Origin of the sequence: Jeotgalibacillus soli (assembly GCF_000829435.1) — a bacterium.
GTDB lineage: Bacteria > Bacillota > Bacilli > Bacillales > Jeotgalibacillaceae > Jeotgalibacillus > Jeotgalibacillus soli.
Genome location: NZ_JXRP01000006.1, coordinates 85,796 through 103,182, shown reverse-complemented (window position 1 = coordinate 103,182; position 17,387 = coordinate 85,796). Strand labels below are relative to the sequence as shown.

17 protein-coding genes and 2 pseudogenes are annotated in these 17,387 nt (G+C 41.2%); 7 read left to right on the top strand and 12 right to left on the bottom strand.

The features are described from left to right. Positions 1–28: 28 nt before the first annotated feature. From modB to KP78_RS01315, 10 genes and pseudogenes are all read right to left on the bottom strand, one after another. Complete coding sequence (gene modB / locus KP78_RS01360) at positions 29–694, bottom strand: molybdate ABC transporter permease subunit (protein ID WP_041085646.1); 666 nt, start codon at positions 692–694, stop codon at positions 29–31. 68 nt (positions 695–762) lie between these two features. Beyond that, positions 763–1,530, bottom strand: a complete 768-nt coding sequence (gene modA / locus KP78_RS01355; protein ID WP_041085644.1) for a molybdate ABC transporter substrate-binding protein — start codon at positions 1,528–1,530, stop codon at positions 763–765. Positions 1,531–1,543: 13 nt separating this feature from the next. Then, positions 1,544–2,566, bottom strand: coding sequence for a MoeB/ThiF family adenylyltransferase (locus KP78_RS01350; RefSeq protein WP_041086070.1), 1,023 nt, complete (start codon positions 2,564–2,566; stop codon positions 1,544–1,546). Positions 2,567–2,838: 272 nt separating this feature from the next. After that, entirely contained in the window at positions 2,839–3,645 is an 807-nt protein-coding gene (gene ehuB, locus KP78_RS01345; RefSeq protein ID WP_084219604.1) for an ectoine/hydroxyectoine ABC transporter substrate-binding protein EhuB, read from the bottom strand. Between the two features lie 136 nt (positions 3,646–3,781). Beyond that, a complete protein-coding gene (locus tag KP78_RS01340) occupies positions 3,782–4,291 on the bottom strand; it encodes a GNAT family N-acetyltransferase (protein ID WP_041085642.1) in 510 nt (169 codons plus the stop codon). 12 nt (positions 4,292–4,303) lie between these two features. Continuing rightward, positions 4,304–4,738 (bottom strand): NUDIX hydrolase, encoded by a 435-nt coding sequence (locus KP78_RS01335; RefSeq protein WP_041085640.1) that lies wholly within the window; start codon positions 4,736–4,738, stop codon positions 4,304–4,306. Positions 4,739–4,901: 163 nt separating this feature from the next. Further along, positions 4,902–5,459, bottom strand: a complete 558-nt coding sequence (locus tag KP78_RS01330) for a cysteine hydrolase family protein (protein ID WP_041085638.1) — start codon at positions 5,457–5,459, stop codon at positions 4,902–4,904. 366 nt (positions 5,460–5,825) lie between these two features. Further along, positions 5,826–6,014 (bottom strand): PspC domain-containing protein, encoded by a 189-nt coding sequence (locus tag KP78_RS01325; protein ID WP_041085636.1) that lies wholly within the window; start codon positions 6,012–6,014, stop codon positions 5,826–5,828. Between the two features lie 813 nt (positions 6,015–6,827). After that, a pseudogene (locus tag KP78_RS18875) lies at positions 6,828–6,959 on the bottom strand (GNAT family N-acetyltransferase); the annotation flags it as partial. Positions 6,960–7,366: 407 nt separating this feature from the next. Continuing rightward, the gene (locus tag KP78_RS01315; protein ID WP_041085634.1) at positions 7,367–9,016 is read right to left on the bottom strand and encodes a catalase; all 1,650 of its coding nucleotides are present in this window, start codon (positions 9,014–9,016) and stop codon (positions 7,367–7,369) included. 368 nt (positions 9,017–9,384) lie between these two features. On the opposite strand from KP78_RS01315, the gene KP78_RS01310 reads away from it, so the two are divergent. From KP78_RS01310 to KP78_RS01285, 6 genes are all read left to right on the top strand, one after another. Next, complete coding sequence (locus KP78_RS01310) at positions 9,385–9,702, top strand: DUF3243 domain-containing protein (RefSeq protein WP_041085632.1); 318 nt, start codon at positions 9,385–9,387, stop codon at positions 9,700–9,702. Positions 9,703–10,672: 970 nt separating this feature from the next. Next, a complete protein-coding gene (locus KP78_RS01305; protein WP_041085630.1) occupies positions 10,673–11,071 on the top strand; it encodes a sporulation protein in 399 nt (132 codons plus the stop codon). Between the two features lie 13 nt (positions 11,072–11,084). Next, positions 11,085–11,894, top strand: coding sequence for a TerC family protein (locus KP78_RS01300; RefSeq protein ID WP_052474440.1), 810 nt, complete (start codon positions 11,085–11,087; stop codon positions 11,892–11,894). Positions 11,895–12,204: 310 nt separating this feature from the next. After that, a complete protein-coding gene (locus tag KP78_RS01295) occupies positions 12,205–12,921 on the top strand; it encodes a (Fe-S)-binding protein (protein WP_041085629.1) in 717 nt (238 codons plus the stop codon). Between the two features lie 13 nt (positions 12,922–12,934). After that, entirely contained in the window at positions 12,935–14,386 is a 1,452-nt protein-coding gene (locus tag KP78_RS01290; RefSeq protein WP_041085627.1) for a LutB/LldF family L-lactate oxidation iron-sulfur protein, read from the top strand. Beyond that, entirely contained in the window at positions 14,364–15,062 is a 699-nt protein-coding gene (locus KP78_RS01285) for a LutC/YkgG family protein (RefSeq protein WP_041085626.1), read from the top strand. Before KP78_RS01290 ends, KP78_RS01285 begins: the two co-directional genes overlap by 23 nt. 65 nt (positions 15,063–15,127) lie before the next feature. Here the strand turns inward: KP78_RS01285 and KP78_RS01280 are convergent. Next, a pseudogene (locus KP78_RS01280) lies at positions 15,128–15,454 on the bottom strand (AAA family ATPase); the annotation flags it as partial. A gap of 321 nt (positions 15,455–15,775) precedes the next feature. Between KP78_RS01280 and KP78_RS01275 the strand changes: the two are divergent. Then, positions 15,776–16,273: a metallophosphoesterase family protein gene (locus KP78_RS01275; RefSeq protein WP_041085624.1), complete on the top strand. Its 498-nt coding sequence runs from the start codon at positions 15,776–15,778 to the stop codon at positions 16,271–16,273. 194 nt (positions 16,274–16,467) lie between these two features. Here KP78_RS01275 and KP78_RS01270 read toward each other — a convergent pair whose 3' ends face one another. Continuing rightward, positions 16,468–17,298 (bottom strand): MBL fold metallo-hydrolase, encoded by an 831-nt coding sequence (locus KP78_RS01270; RefSeq protein ID WP_235420803.1) that lies wholly within the window; start codon positions 17,296–17,298, stop codon positions 16,468–16,470. Positions 17,299–17,387: the final 89 nt, after the last annotated feature.

Sequence of the window (17,387 nt, the reverse complement as noted above, 5' to 3'; positions counted from 1 at the left end):
TCAAACGTTTGTTTAAAAGTCCTTTTACTCAGTTATAACGCTTATTTAAGACGTTTGTTAAGCCTAACAGAATGAAAGCCGCACTAATACTAAACAAAACATATATAAAAGCAAGCTTCGTGTCGCCTGTTTCAAGAGCAACATAAATGGCTGTTGGAATGGTTTGAGTTTTCCCTGGAATATTCCCAGCAAACATAAGCGTAGCCCCAAATTCTCCCAGTGCACGGGTGAAGCTAAGAATACCGCCAGTAATAAGGGCTTTTCCTGCGAGCGGAATCATGATGTTTCTTAAAATCCCCCACTCTGAGGCACCATCGATTCTTGCAGCGCCAACGATATCTTTATCGATGGAAAAAAATCCCATCTTAGCTGACTGAAACATGAGAGGGAAGGCGACGACGATGGCAGCAAGAATTGCCGCCATCGGTGTAAACATCACAGAGAAGCCGAATACATTTTCTACCAGCCTGCCGGCAGCACTATTTGCTCCAAAAATCATGATGAGCAAAAAGCCAATTACAGAAGGAGGCAGCACAAGCGGTAGAATAAAGAGCGTCTCCCATATTAATTTCCCTTTAATTCTCTCAGAAACAAACAGTCTGCCTAATAGGATACCAAGTACAAAAACTATAATTGCTGCGATTGATGCTACCCATAAAGACAGCTGAATGGGAAACCAAAATTGTTGATCCATTGCTTCACCTACTTATTTTATAAACCAAATCATATGGACATCTCTTGTATAGAACAAGAGTGTCCTTGTTATTTCGGATATAAAAAACCGTTTGCGACCAAGATATCCTGGCTTATTTTCTGATGTAGAAATTCTGTAAACAGCTCTGCTTGAGCTCTATTTTCACTTTTTTTTACTACTCCTGCGTAATACCCAATAGGAGAATACAAAGAAGCATCCAGCTTTTTAATGACCTTCACCTTTTGGGATGAAACAGCATCTGATTGATACACTAAACCGCCATCGACACTCTGCTGCTCGACAAGTGTTAAGACATGCCGAACATCCTTCCCAAAAACAATTCTGCTCTGCATACTCTCCCAAGCTCCCATATTTTCTAGCGCTTCTTGTGCATACTTGCCTGCTGGAGTCGTTTCAGGAATAGCAAGGGCAATCCTTTTTCCATTTTGAAGCAGCTCGTTTAAGCGGTTAAATTCACTATTTTTATGTGTGACCATCACGATTGCATTGCTCGCAAAAGCATTTTTATTCGTTGTGAAGATATACTCCTCTTCTAACAAATCCACAAAATGTTTCTTCGAGGCAGAAAGGAAAGCATCTACTGGCGCACCTTGCTCTATTTGACGTTTAAGTGCACCAGAGCTCCCATAGTTAAACACTAAAGAGATATCAGGATGCACGTTATAGAATTCCTCCTGAATCTCTTCCAAACTATCCTTCATGCTCGCTGCCGCTGAAATCGTGATGACGTTACGACGGTCATCTGCCTGCGCTGCGCATCCACTGACCATTAGGAGCATAAGGATAAGCAGCATAAAATATCGTTGAGTCCGCATCTGCTTTCTCTCCTCAACTAAAAATACGATGATAATATTTTTTCGCCTCTGTTACATTATTTGTTCCATGAACAAGCACCCGCCCATCATAAAACACGACGACTCTATGAGGAGCAAAAGTAACAGATAATAAATACGGGTTTCGCTGTACAACCAGCCCTTGTGAAGAAAAGACGCTCTCGATCTCTGTTAAATCAATCGTTTTCTTTTCAGACGGACGAAACTGGACAGTATCCCGACCACATAAAACTGCTGTTTTCATCAATTTTTCATTTGATAAATATGGAAAATACGCCTGTTCCCCACACGAAGGACAGTTCTTTTTCTTTACTTTCTTCACATTAATTTCTGTATGGGTATTCTCCCAAAGATCAAACATAACAAGCTTCCCACGAAGTGCCTGCCAATCTTCTACGAGAATCTTCAAGGCTTCAGCCGTTTGATAAGAGACGACCATATTAACAGCCGGACTGATAATGCCTGCTGTGTCACAGGTTTGACCGCCGCTCATTGGAATGTTATCCCACAAGCATTGAAGACATGGCGTCTCACCGGGTATAATGGTAAAGGTCATGCCATAGCTTCCGACACATGCACCATAAATCCATGGTACGTTGTATTTTTGCGCTGCATCGTTAATGATCAGTCTCGTGTCATAATTATCTGTCGCATCAATCATTAAATCGACATCTTGAGCAAGCGAGGATAATTCCGCAAAGGATGCATCCATGATTTTCGCATGAATGGTAACAGAAGAGTTGATTTGAGAAAGCCTTTCTTTGGCAGCAATTGCTTTTGGCATTCTTTTTTTTGCATCCTCTTCACTATATAATTGCTGCCGCTGCAGATTGCTTGCCTCTACATAATCACGGTCAACGATGGTTATTGTCCCTACACCGGCTCTTACTAAAGCCTCTGCATTGCCCGTTCCAAGCGCTCCTGCACCAATTAGCAAGACATGTTTATCACTTATTTTATTTTGCCCACTCTTGCCTATTGGATTAAATAACTCCTGTCTTGAATAGCGTTCCTGCAGCAATACGCTCATCCTCTCTATATATCTAAAAACGTTCTATGCTTCATCATTGAACCTCTTGCAAAAAAATTTAGTTTTTATAGGAATGATTCCACTTATCAACTATTATATAACGTTATCATTGTACACAATGTAGAAATCAAAATAAATCCATTCATCTTAATACGCTAAGTAATGCAGCATCCCAAGAGGCTCTCCAGCTATTAAAAAAACTTGCAGAAGACAGGCGGTTTTCAGCCATCATCAGCAAGTTTTTTTATGAAAGTCTTACTTTATAGTACACGTTCTAAAAATGACTGAAGTCTCTCACTTTCCGGTGCTTTTAATATTTTTTCAGGGGGTCCTTCTTCTACTAGCTTGCCATCCGCAAAGAAAACCACACGATCAGATACCTCTAAAGCAAAATCCATTTCATGTGTAATCAAAATCATGGACATATCTCCCTGATCAGCCAAATCTTTTATTACCTGCAGCGCTGTACGCAGGGTTAGATCTGTCATCGTAATGGCATCCGTATTCCCCGCATCAAGTGTTGAAATGTTAGACGCAATGTCACTTACCTGCTGGATTTGATCTTCAGAAACACCGACAGCTAATAAATAGTCACGCTCAATCGCACCAGCCATTACCGTTACCTTCACATCAGGATTGTTTGCAGTATCCTCGTAGCTTGTGAGATTGTGAGGATTACCAGGCTGTACGGCTAACCCTTCACCAATTCTATATTCCGGCTCTGCAAACGCAGCATTTTCACAGCGGTCGGGCGTTATGTACATTCCTGCAGTAACTGCATCAAAATTTCTAGAATTTAATCCACTTATCAATGAATCAAAGCCGACTACTTCCTCTTCCAGCTCTTCTGCTCCTAATTCTTCAAAAACAGCCCGTGCAATTTCAACCGACTGTCCTGTTACGGTTCCATCGCCTTCTTGATAGGCACAGGGTCGTTCATTGGCAAAGCCGACTGTGACTGTTCCCTCTTCTTCAATTTTTTCCAGCGTACTTTTATCGCTGGAGCTGCATGCTGACAAAATTAATAAAAATGCTGTCCCCATCAGGACATACACACTTTTTTTCAACAAAATTTCCTCCTTGTGAAACTCCAGATATTCGAACGTATGTATCATTTATCTGAAGATGAGAGAGGTTGCTCGATATCTAAATTTTTCCCCCTTTAAAAAGAAAAAGCCCAGCACAAAATATCATGTGCTGGGCTCACTCGTTATTTTTTAAAAATAGTACTCTATGCTCCTCATCAAAATATATATCGTTAAACTTTAACGCTCTCTCTTCCGTCGCAAACATTTCAAATCCTAATGAAGAATAGAGCCTTTTAGCGGGCTCATTGGTCGTAACGACTGTAAGATAAATTTGTTCCAATCCCTCTATTCCTTTTGCTTCTTCTATCGTTTTTTCGAGCAAGGATTTTCCAATACCAAGCCCTCTTCCCTCCGGTGAAACGTACATGGCAACAATATTCGCTCGATGTTTGAGCTTAAGCGGTTTTTCTTTGACCAATGTTATAACCCCATCAAGCTTGTCCTTCGTAAATGCTCCTAACGTAAACGAATCATTCGATCGAAGCTGATCACGGAAAAGATCGATTGGATATTCCTTTTCTTCTTCATACGCTGCAGCGAAAGCTTCGGGGTTATTCATTAATGCTTCTAAGCGTAATATCCGATGAATTTCCGCATCCAATGCTGTTAAAAGACGTATAATCATAGCTTCTCCTCTTTAGCAAGATCTTGTTCTCCTTAACTGATCTGCGCGTTTAATACTTTCTTTCAAATAATCAGGCGCCGTTTCTTCATTCAATATTTCCTCTGTTGTCAGCCACATGACCTCATCTACTTCATCTGGGCTTTTGGCAAACGCTTCACCCGCTTCATGCTGGCAGAGGAATACGATATCCACAACATTTTCACCCAACTCCGTCACAAAAGTAGTACTGTGGATATATTGTGTATATTTTTTTATTTGGATCCCGACCTCTTCAGCTACTTCTCTCACAATCGTTCTCTCTAAAATATCTGAAGAAAAGCCTTCAATATCAACCTTTCCTCCAACAAGAGCAAGCATTCCCCCTGCATGCTCTTCCTTTGCACTTCTCTTGACGATCAGCCATTTGCCATCCTTCAAAACCGCTGCTTCCACATTTACAATAAACATTTTCATTCGCCCCCTTTATCCACTGTCTTTTGTGAAGTATGTGAATAAACCCTTTTGAAAACGCAAGAAGTTATTAACATTAAATAAAAATGCGGGTTATCCACAAAAAAGCGTGTGGATTGTTTTTTGCTGCAACCGTTTCAAGTTGTTGATAACCTTGAAACTATTTATTTACTGTTGATAAGTCTATTTCAGCTGAAGGTGTCGTATCCGCAAATAGCGTTCTGCGAATGATATGAAGTGCGTTTTCATTATCCTCGGTACGCTCTGAGGCGATGCAATCTTCAGGAACAAATAGCTTATACTCACGCATGTACGCATCATTGGCTGTAAAGAGAACACATATATCACCCGCAACCCCCGTGATAATCAGATTTTCCACCTGCATTTGGTGGAGTAAAATGTCCAGCTGTGTTCCAAAAAAACCGGAATGCTTTGGTTTGATAATAAAATAATCATCCTCATCCGGCATAATTTTATTAACAACTGGTTTTCCTGGGCTTTTTTTACATTCACGGATTAAATTCATTGCATTATCCTGCCACTGACCGAAGTTGTCATTTACATAAATGACAGGGATTTCAGCTTCCTTTACGCGTTTTTTTAAAGCAGCCAATCGGTCCGCCATGGGCAATGTATGCTTCAGCAGCGCCTCTCCCCCATCAAAATCCATTTTATTGACCATATCTATGATTAATAATGCACTACTGGAAAACTTCATACGGAAACACTCCTCTATAATTGAATTGCATGCTCTATATCGTCATTTTTTCCGTTTAAGTAAACTAAAAAACCTTTTTATATAATTTTATATAAAAAGAGCAAGGGCTACGAGCAGCCACTTGCTTGTTTTCAGGCTTCTTTTACTCTAATGGTCTTCCTTGAAAGTACGTATGCCACAGTCGCTGAAACAAGGCCAAATAGCCAAGACATATAGTTAACTTCACCAAACTCAACTAGGCTGCTGTTTAGTTCAGTTGCTGAACTGGCTGGATCATCGCTTCCGATTTGGATTATGAAATAGACGCAAAACTAACGATAAATAGGATAAATCGTTTCATTTTTCTCCTTCTAACCTACGCTACTCCTATTCAGGAGGGTTTTTCATCGCGATCAGCAAAGCAATATACACGATGATCCCCGGCCCTCCCAAAAATGCCGTTAAGACAAATATTACACGTACAATTGCTACATCCACATTAAAATATTCTGCAATCCCCGAACAAACACCGTCGATCATCTTGTCATTCGGATCTTTATATAATCTTTTTGCCAATACTATGCCCTCCATTTCTGTTCGTACTAATTCTTACTTTATCTACGTCTTTTTCGAAAAAAAGTTTCAACTATTGGAAAATATTTGTAAATATCGGATAAATTATAAAGCAAATATAAAATGTAAAAGAGTGCTGGAAATTTGAATTACAATATTTGTAAAGGAGTTGTTGGCATGGACTTTCTTAACTGGTATGATTTGATTACCTCAACAAATCTGCGGGCTTCTTTGTTTTTTGGGATTTTATCCTCTCTCTTCATTTCCATCATAGTGGGGTTTGAGATGAAGAGCTGGAAAATGTTCAGTTTCTCTTTTAATAACAGGAGTCGTTGTTACTGGAGCAGGAGTTTATATATTAAATGGGATAGGGTTTTATTCAAATTTAGGAGCGTTTATCGAAGCTCGGGAGGAATTTATCGAAGCTTCTCAGTTTTCCGCAAAGTAACAGCCTCATCTCGATCGTGTTCTTATCTTTTTTAGAGCTTCGTTCAATATTTATGTGCATAACTCGAAATTATTGGCCTTCACCAAAGATTTATGCACATAAGCTTATAATTTACGTGCATACGTGCATCGCTGAAACCCATCATCCCAAAATACAAGCCATCAGCTATGATTTACAGGCCGTGCTCCTGAATTTACAAGCCATCCTCAAACATTTATAAGCCAAACGTCCATTATTGTGCCTGTCAACTAACTATCAATCTTATATTTCATCTCATAAATCGCTTGCTCCGCTCTAAATCGTTCCAGTGTTTCTATTTATATCATGCCGATCTTTTCAAACAATTAGCAGGACGCTTTGTTCGCTGCTTACGTTTCTGCAATGTTCTCTGGTAAATACATTTCTTCAAAAACAAATGCGATAACACGATTAACCGTTTCTGTCGCAAGCCCAAGCCCCCACCAATGTGGCAATAGCTGATAGGAAACTTCCATGATTCCACGCTCCCCGGACCTTCGCTCGGTAAACCGGAATGGATATCAAAAAATAAATTCATTTTCTTCACTCCCTATTTTCAAATATATAGTCTAATTGCCTTTTTTTCATCATACTAGTTAAAACGCCTCTGTAGCTCTAGAAGGGAAGAGCGCCGTAAAACATTGTAGAAACGGGTCGCAAGGCAAGGGTTTCAGAAGCACCGAAAAGCAAATAAGCTGAGACAGGTGGAATTCCTGTCGGTGAAAATCCGTAGGGAAGCGTGTTCTCCCCAAAGCCTATGCTTACGCAAGGAGTGCGGGTTCGAATTCCGTCAGAGGCATTGATTAATGCTTGAGAGCACTAGAATTGAAAAATCGGAACTCAACCTAAAAAAACTCCTCTCAGAAAATAAATTCTGAGAGGAGTTTTTTTAATATGGATCTGCCTTATGGCTTTTTCGTTGAGCGCTGTACATAGCTTTTTCCGCATCATACGTTGTTTTAGGTCCCTTTTTCTGATCCTTCATATTTTCCTTCTCTTTTGCTAAACCATTAGCTAGTCGCTTGCCATAGTCTGGGTCTGCTTTTGTGAAATGTTCGATCATTTGCTGTTGAATTTTCTCATGACTAACAGAAAGTGCAGCCACTAGATTACTGATAAGCTCTTCTCTTTCCCACTCTTCAAAATTACGGTACGTTTCACCAACCTGACCATAATTATTGGAACGATCAATTGGCTGCCGCACTAGTTTGGCATTGTAATGAGGCTCGTGGATTTTACCAATCTGTTTTGATTCCTTCAGTCCATCAAGAACAGACGGCTCATAATTTACGTGCGGATTTCGTCCTGGTGCGGTATCAACATAATGGGCGTGCTGCCCATCCCGTTGATTCGTTGCAACACGCTTTTTCGGTGAGTTAATCGGGAGCTGCAAATAGTTCGCTCCTACACGGTAACGCTGTGTGTCAGAATAAGAAAAGGTGCGTCCTTGAAGCATTTTATCATCAGAAAAATCAAGCCCATCTACAAGTACACCTGTACCAAAAGCTGCCTGCTCTACTTCTGCAAAAAAGTTTTCCGGGTTTTTATTTAGCACCATTTTTCCTACTGGCAGGAAAGGGAACTTATCTGTCGGCCATAGCTTTGTATCATCGAGTGGATCAAAATCTAGCTCAGGATGCTCCTCATCACTCATAATTTGCATGCAAAGCTCCCATTCAGGAAAATCACCTCTTCCAATGGCATCATACAAATCCTGAGTAGCGTGGCTCGTATTTTCTCCTTGAATTTCCTGGGCTTCTTTTTGCGTAAGATTTCTGATTCCTTGGCTTAACGGCTCCCAGTGGTATTTGACCAGTACTGCTTCCCCGTCCTCATTTACCCATTTGTATGTATTCACCCCTGAGCCTTGCATTTGCCGGTAGTTAGCCGGAATTCCCCACGGAGAAAAGAGAAAGGTAATCATATGAAGTGTTTCCGGTGATTGAGAAACAAAATCGAACATTCTTTCCGGATACTGAATATTTGTAACGGGATCGACTTTAAACGCATGAATCATATCAGGAAATTTGATTGGATCCCGGATAAAGAATATTTTAAGATTGTTTCCGACAAGATCCCAGTTTCCGTCTTCCGTGTAAAATTTCACTGCAAATCCGCGTGGATCCCGTGCTGTTTCCGGGGACTCCTTTGCCCCTGCAACGGTCGAAAAACGTACAAAAACAGGCGTTTGTTTCCCTGCATCTTGAAATACTTTTGCTCGTGTATATTTAGAGACGGGTTCATCCCCAACTTTTCCGTACGTTTCAAAATATCCATGTGCACCTGCTCCGCGTGCATGCACTACTCGCTCAGGAATACGCTCCCGGTCAAAGTGTGAAATTTTCTCCAAGAAATCATAATTTTCTAATGTCCCGGGACCCCTGTTCCCTACTGTTCTAATGTTTTGATTATCTGTTACAGGATGCCCTTGCCGGTTCGTTAAGGTGTCCTCTGCTTCCCCGGTGCCTAAACGGTGATCGTGTGAATCACCTGCTCCTTCTACAGATGTACCTGTCAGCTCTTCTTTTTTCTTATCCAATTAAATCCCTCCTTTTTTCGGGTACACTCCAATCATGTCCAATCAAAAATCAGGTTAAACGTCCCTTCACGGACTATTTAAATGACGAAAAAAAGGAGCCGCCGAAGTGACTGCTCTCTCGTATACTACCTCAATTTATTCTCCTGCTATCGAAAAAATAACGTGCAAAACCTTCTTCACCATGCTCAACAATGGATGGTTCCCTATTAGGCAGTTTCGTTCTCACGTTATCCCCTCATTTCATTACAAATTCAACGTCTAAATGTTAATCTCCTATCGTTACATGATGAATTAACGCATTTAGTTGTTTGAAAGTTAGATAATCGGGAAGAAGTGTACTATAACAAAAAATTTTAGGAGGTAATACCATGAACCAAAACAGTGTAGATAACAAAGTAGAAAAAGAAATCCTTCACGCTGATTCTGAGAAGAAAGAGGAAATTCTGCAAAACTTTGATCGCTTTAAGAATTACTTAGGTGACCAAGTAGCCAAAGGCGAAAAGCTCGGTTTAGGTGAAGAAGCATTGGCCAAAGGTGCTGAAAAAATAGGGGATTACCTTGCTAAAAATGAAGAGCCGAGAAACCGCGAAGAAAAGCTTCTTCAAGAGCTATGGAAAGTCGGAGACAAAGATCAAAGACATCAATTGGCTCATCTTCTTGTAAGATTAGCACAAACAACAAATTAATGTTCGGTCATTTTTAGGAAAAACCTTCAGTTTCACTATGAGGGTTTTTTCTTTTTGGCTCTGTCAAAGATCATGCTTGGTTTTGGCACGATGTAAATTGAAACGGCTGCGCGAGCTGCGCGAGACTCCTGCTTAGAAAAGCGAGTCAACGGGAGACCCTACAGGCGCAATAGCGAGGGCACTGAAAAAGTAAGTTTTTCAAAAATGACGAAAAATTAATCTCTACTTCACATTTTTTTTCAACGTGTGGTGGTTATGTCCCACAATCAATCGTAAAAATCAATGTTGTTTTGGGAAGTGATTTTATGAGTTTGAAAATATGCGACTTTTTCAGCAGCCTCCGTAATAGAGCCAAGGAGCGTCGAACCGCCCGCGGGAAGCGAGCGCCAGCGTGCTGCAATCAACTAGCAAGTTTAACAAAGTCTTCTTTTTAAATTATCAATAAAAAAATATTGACATTTAATTCGAATCATCATATTATAATTTCAATAGTCAAAGAGTTAAGACTAGCGCTCATATTGAGCATATAACTCCAAAGGGGAGTAGCTTACAGTTATGTCGTCATTTCGTGATGTGGATCATCACCGGCCTAACTGGCAACATGTATTGTTGCTTGCGAGACCTTTGCCATTTTGGTAAAGGTGATATAAATCCATCCACAAAACCTTTACCAATTAATTGGTAAAGGTTTTTATTTTGTCTTCAGGAGGAGAAGAACCATCTAAACACTAACAATCCTACAAAAAAATCATTAGTTTTTAATAAGGAGAAGAAAAACGAATTGAACATTTAGCTGCATCGAAAACTTTTACTTTTGATTACTTTTATCGTGACCGTAAATCTTTACATGGTCTCAATCATAACCTTGGAGACGAATTTGCCCCCAAGAAGCATCTCGGTTCACACTCAAGTCGAACAATCGATTTTGATGCCTGAAACCCATAACAGACTATAAAGGAGGACATCTTTCATGCTTAGTATGTGGAACAATCTTTTCAGTAAACGATCAAAGCACGTTGATCTCATTCTAGATTCTCACGAATTTACACCAGGAGAGAAAGTGACAGGCTCCTTTCGTCTTACATGCGGTCGCAGCAAGCAAAAATTAAAGCGACTAGAATGTGATCTCGTGGTAAAAGATACAAATACAAATGAGGAACGTGTAATCGAAACAGCTGCAACGATTTTGATGTCGAAAACGCTTAAACCAGATGAAGAAGCTGTTATTCCTTTCTCTTATGTTTTGCCAATAGAATTAGCTTCAACCTCTCAGAACATTACGTATCGATTTCACACTAGGTTAATCTTTAACGAAAATGTGAACCGTACAGATCATGATGATATTAAAATAATCCAAAATAAAACTTAAAGGGGGATAGAAAATGGAAATTACGTTGCTGTTGGAATATGGATGGGTGCTTCTTATCCTTATTGCACTAGAAGGAGTTTTAGCTGCTGACAATGCGCTTGTAATCGCAACAATGGTAAAGCATTTACCTGAAGAACAACGTAAAAAAGCATTATTTTACGGATTAGCTGGAGCGTTTGTTTTCCGTTTCGGTTCACTCTTTCTTATTTCGTACCTCGTGCATATATGGCAGGTTCAAGCGATCGGTGCCCTTTACCTTTTTGGTATTGCCGCCTACCACTTACTTAAAAAGCACGTAATAAAAGGCTATTTAAAGAAAAAAGAGCAGGAGAAAGAGAAAAAAGGGTCTGGCTTCTGGATGACTGTCGTTAAAGTTGAATTAGCTGACATTGCGTTTGCTGTCGATGCGATTTTAGCTGCAGTAGCGTTAGCTGTAATGCTTCCTACAACGAACCTGCCAACGATAGGCGGATTGGACGGCGGTCACTTTGCAGTCGTTCTTGCCGGAGGTATTATTGGTCTTGTGATCATGCGATTCGCTGCAAACTATTTCGTTACTTTGCTCGATCGCAAGCCTGGACTTGAAACAGCCGCTTATCTTGTGGTTGCCTGGGTAGGTGTAAAGCTTGCTGTATATGCTATGGCTCACCCAGAGCTAGCGATTATTTCTCAAGACTTCGCAAAAGGAACAACGTGGAAAATCATCTTCTGGTCCGTTCTTCTTGTGATCGGTATTGGTGGTTGGTTCCTTTCTAAAGACAAAACCGATTCAAATAAGGAATGCATGCCTATGGAAGCTCCTGTTATTGAAGAAAAGCCTTAACTGTTGGAAGGTCCACTTAATTGAGGACCTTCTTTTTTATTGTTGGGAGCTTATTGGACGATGGCCTGTAAATTGTGGCTGATGGCCTGCAAATCATTGAGCACGGCCTGTAAATTCACACGACGGCCTGCAAATCACAGAGCATGGCCTGTAAAACGAATAATCCTATTTTCATCTCCTACTTTTTCAATCCACAATACTTTATTAGCCAGCCACTCTATTGAAAGCCTTTTCAATGAAGAGAATCTCATTTATACTGCAACTAACTAAGCTAAATATTAATAGATTAATCTAAAGGGGCTGAGCAATCATGAAAGTCACTTTGTTCGCTACATGTTTAGTCGATATGTTCCATTCTAATGTCGGTAAAGCAACGGTTGAGCTTTTAGAAAAACTAGGCTGTGAGATTGAATTTCCGCAAGGCCAGATATGCTGCGGCCAGCCTGCTTACAATAGCGGCTATGTGAAGGATGCAAAACAAGCGATGAAACATATGATTACCGTATTTGAACAAGCTGAATACATTGTAACTCCCTCCGGCTCTTGTGCAACCATGTTCAAGGAATATCCGCATATTTTAAAGGATGAACCTGACTGGCAGCACCGTGCGCAGCTTGTCGCAAATAAAACATATGAGCTCACACAATTTATTGTACAGGTGTTGAAACGCGAGGATCTTGGGGCCACGCTGAATGGTAAAGCAACGGTCCATACGTCCTGTCATATGACTCGCCTTCTTGGAGCGAAAAGCGAGCCCTTTACCCTTCTAAATAATGTTCAAGGATTGGAGGTTATTCCCTTGGATAAATCTCAGGACTGCTGCGGCTTTGGCGGAACCTTCTCTGTAAAAATGGGACAGATTTCTGAACAAATGGTGGATGAAAAGGTATCTCATATAGAAGATTCAAAAGCGGATTTTCTCATCGGAGCCGACTGTGGCTGTTTGATGAATATTAAAGGACGAATCGACCGCAAAAAAAGCCCAGTAACGGTACTGCATATCGCAGAGGTGTTAAATAGCCAATAAAGGAGATGAGTCCATGTCAATCAAAATTGGAGAAGGGCCTTTTCACCAACGAGTGGAAAAAGGACTTAATAACCCGTTTATGCGCGGAGCCGTATCCAGTGCACAGGAGCGTTTTCAGCAAAGAAAGGCGAGCGCAATAGAGGAGCTTGGGAACTGGGAGGAATGGCGTTCACTTGGAGAGGAAATTCGCCAGCATACAATAGAACACCTTGATTTTTATTTGAATCAATTGAGCGAAAACATCATAAAACGCGGCGGTCACGTCTTTTTTGCTGCAACAGCAGAGGAAGCGAATCACTATATTCGTGATGTTGTTCAATCAAAAAACGGCAAAAAAGTCGTAAAGTCTAAATCAATGGTCACAGAGGAAATAAGCTTAAACGCCTGTCTTGAAGAAGCCGGCTGTGAAGTCATTGAAACGGATCTCGGTGAATATATTTTGCAGGTTGACGACCATGATCCCCCCTCCCACATTGTCACGCCAGCCCTTCATAAAAATAAAGAGCAAATACGCGATGTGTTTAAAGCCAAATTAGGCTACACAAAAAGCGAGATGCCAGAAGAACTAGCCCTCCATGCACGGGAGCTGCTTCGCAAGGAATTTCTATCAGCGGATATCGGTATCACCGGGTGTAATTTTGCCGTAGCTGAAAGCGGTTCAATCAGTCTTGTTACAAATGAAGGAAACGCCCGGCTCGTTACAGCCCTGCCCAAAACGCAGATCACAGTGATGGGAATGGAGCGCATTGTCCCTACCTTTGAAGAGCTTGATATTTTAGTGAGTTTGTTGACGCGAAGTGCGGTAGGTCAAAAGCTGACAAGCTATGTGACGGCTTTAACAGGTCCGCGAACAGAAGGCGAAGTCGATGGTCCTGAGGAATTCCATTTAGTCATTGTGGATAATGGACGTTCGTCAATCCTGGGTACTGATTTTCAATCCGTCCTTCAGTGCATTCGCTGTGCGGCTTGTATCAATGTGTGTCCTGTTTATCGTCACGTTGGCGGTCATTCATACGGCTCCATTTATCCAGGGCCGATCGGTGCGGTGCTGACACCATTACTTGAAGGATATGAGGATCATAAAGAGCTTCCTTATGCTTCTACTTTGTGCGCCGCCTGCTCAGAAGCTTGTCCAGTTAAAATCCCGCTGCATGATCTTTTGCATAAGCACAGACAAGTGATTGTTGAACGAGAAGGAAAAGCGCCTGTAAGCGAGAAACTGATCATGAAAGCCTTTGGATTCGGGATCTCTTCACCTGCCCTCTACCAAATGGGAAGCAAATTTGCCCCTATGGCGATGAAGCCTTTTGTTGGAGAAAATCAGTCCATTTCAAAAGGACCGGGACCTTTAAAGTCTTGGACGGATAGCCGAGAATTCCCGGCTCCTGATCAGGAACGCTTCCGTGATTGGATGAAATCAAGAGCAAAAGGGGGCCGCATTGATGAAAACAGGTACCGTTCATAATAGCGATTCTTTTCTAAAAAACATTTCCTCTAGGCTTGGACGCGACACGATCGAACCCGCTGTCACACTGCCTGAGTGGTCCTATTCCCCTCAGCATCGAGTTTTAGAAAATGCTACACAGGAAGAATTAATCGCTGTATTAGAAAAGCAATGCCAGATTATTCATACAGATTTCGTACGTGTGAAACCAGAAAATACGTTAGAGGAAACGTTGAATTATGTAATCGAATCATATGGAGGCGGTCCCATTATTACATGGGATGATCCACGCTTCGAACAGAGCGGTCTCTCCTCCCTGTTTGAAAGAGACGATACTTCTATTTGGGATCCATCGATTGGGGACAATAACATTCCGCTCGCTGAAAAAGCCAATATCGGTATTACCTTCAGCGATATTACACTCGCTGAATCAGGTACTGTAGTACTGTTCAGCGGAGCGAAAAAAGGGAGAGCGGTAAGTCTTCTCCCAACCGTTTATATTGCTCTTATCCCAGCTGAATCAATCGTCCCTAGAATGACTCAGGCAACATCTATCATCCATAACAAAATACAGGATGGGGACGCTCTTTCATCCTGTATCAACTTTATCACCGGTCCAAGCAACTCGGCTGACATCGAGATGAAGCTTGTAGTAGGCGTTCACGGGCCCATTAAAGTGACATATATCGTTTATTAGATTTTTAAACCAGAAAACAGGAAATCAGCACGCAAACTGCTATTACCTGTTTTCTGGATTTCAAGTTATTCCTTAAACAAATCCTTTAACAGCTTCTCTCTATGCTGTAGAAAGTACTTTGTGAGCTGATAATGCTCCGTCATTTCATACTCCATTTCTTCAATCGTTCCATCATCAAAGCTTAAAATTGTCGCACCCGGGTATCCTAATAGAATAGGAGAATGTGTAGCGATAATAAACTGACACTCATTATTCTTCGTTAAATCACGAACAATCCTTAAAAACGCAAGCTGCCTTTGAGGGGACAATGCCGCCTCAGGCTCATCCAGCAAATAGATCGCCCTCTCATTAAACCGATTTAAAAAGAGTGATAAAAAGGATTCTCCATGCGAACATCTTTATCACCTGCGCTTTAAATTGTAAGTCATCTTCATTGTATATTCCCTAAAAGATTTACACCATAAAATAACAGTTATTTATCTTATGAATCTGTTAAACTTGCCTGTTGATTTCCGCTTCAGGCACTCGCTTTCTGCGGGCAGTCCGGGAGCCTCTTCGGCGCTTTGCGCCTCTGGGGTCTCCCGATGACTCGCATTTCCCACAGGAGTCTCAAGTATCCGTTCCAATCAACAACAGAGTGCCAAAACCAACCATTACCTTTAACATAGCCTATCTTCTAAAAATCAACCTTACTAAAAACAGGAGAGCTTAATATGAAAATGATCGTTATATCCGACACTCATATGCCCAAAATGGCAAAGAAGATTCCCGAGGCTTTAAAAAAAGGCTTAACGGACGCGGACCTTATTCTTCACGCAGGGGATTGGCAAACAGCCGAGGTATATGATGAGCTGAGAAAATACGCTCCTGTAGAAGGCGTGACGGGCAATATAGATGAGGAGGGTCTTCACAAATTATTTGATCGAAAAAAGATCCTTCATTTTGGTGAAGTGAAGATTGGGATTACTCATGGAGATGGAAAAGGAAAAACGACAGAGAAGCGGGCAATGGACGTATTTAAAGACGATGACATTGATATTTTGATCTATGGCCATTCCCACATCCCCGTTTTGAAGACAAATGACAAACCAATTCTGTTTAACCCTGGCTCGCCGACTGATAAACGCCGCCAACAGCACTATTCTTACGGGGTCATTGAAATTGAGAAAACCGTGTCCATCGAGCATGTGTTTTTTGATAACAAAGAGTAGCAACCCTACTCCATCTCTGGATTAATCTGTAAAGCATCCTCTCGCGAACGATATGTATTTTAATAATAGAGCATTGATCCCTACTCATAAAAAGATGATCAAAAAAATCTCTTTAGACTCCACACCTAAAGAGAAAATAAACGATCCTACTATATTGTCTCTGCACGCAACACGCTACGTTCAGGATCAATCTTTTAATGATATGTTCCTTCATCTACAAAACGTCCATAATCAGGTATCGCAATCGTTTCAAATTCACTCACAAGCAAATCGAGGCTGCTAGTCAGTAATTCTTCTGACATGACTCCGCCGTGACCAGTTGCCGCTATGCGAGGCTTTAATGCTGAAAGCTTTCTTACTGAATCCCAGGCCGCCTGCCAATCAGTTGTAAAGTATCGAGGCGGCCCGCTAATTTCTAGTTCCTGTGTAATAACTTTATACAGATATTCCTGTTTTACCGCAACAAAGGCGTCTCCTGCGATTAATATCCGGTCTTGTTCGTGAAATAATGAGATGTGGCCAGGTGTATGGCCCGGAGTGTGAATCCACTTCCAGCCTGGCATAAACGGAACACTTCCATCTTTTGGAAGATTCTGCACATGACTTCCCAGATTAATCGCTTCATTTGGAAAAATGGGCGACATTTTCGCTACCATTCCTCCTTCTACAGAGGAATCAGGTTCAGGGTAATCTATTTTACCCTGTAAAAAAGGCAGCTCCAGCTCGTGAGCGTAGACTGGAACATCCCACCACTCTACTAATTCTTCAATTCCTCCGACATGGTCAAAATGACCGTGTGTCAGTATGATCGCTTCCGGCTTGCTGCCTTTTCCAAATCTTTCCTCAGCCTCTGCTCGAATCTTTTCAGCCGACTTCGGCATACCTGCATCAATCAAAACCCATCCTCCATCTGTTCCTACGAAAAAAAGATTAACAACCTGATTCGTATACATATAAGCATTGGGTGAAAATTCTATACCAAAGCCTGATGCAACAGAAGTAACAGGAATTAATTTATCCTCCACACATAACACCTCCATAATTCAGCCAAACCATTCTGTTCAATCGCCTTATATTTTCCTTCTTAATTAGAAAACATACATCATTTCCTCTA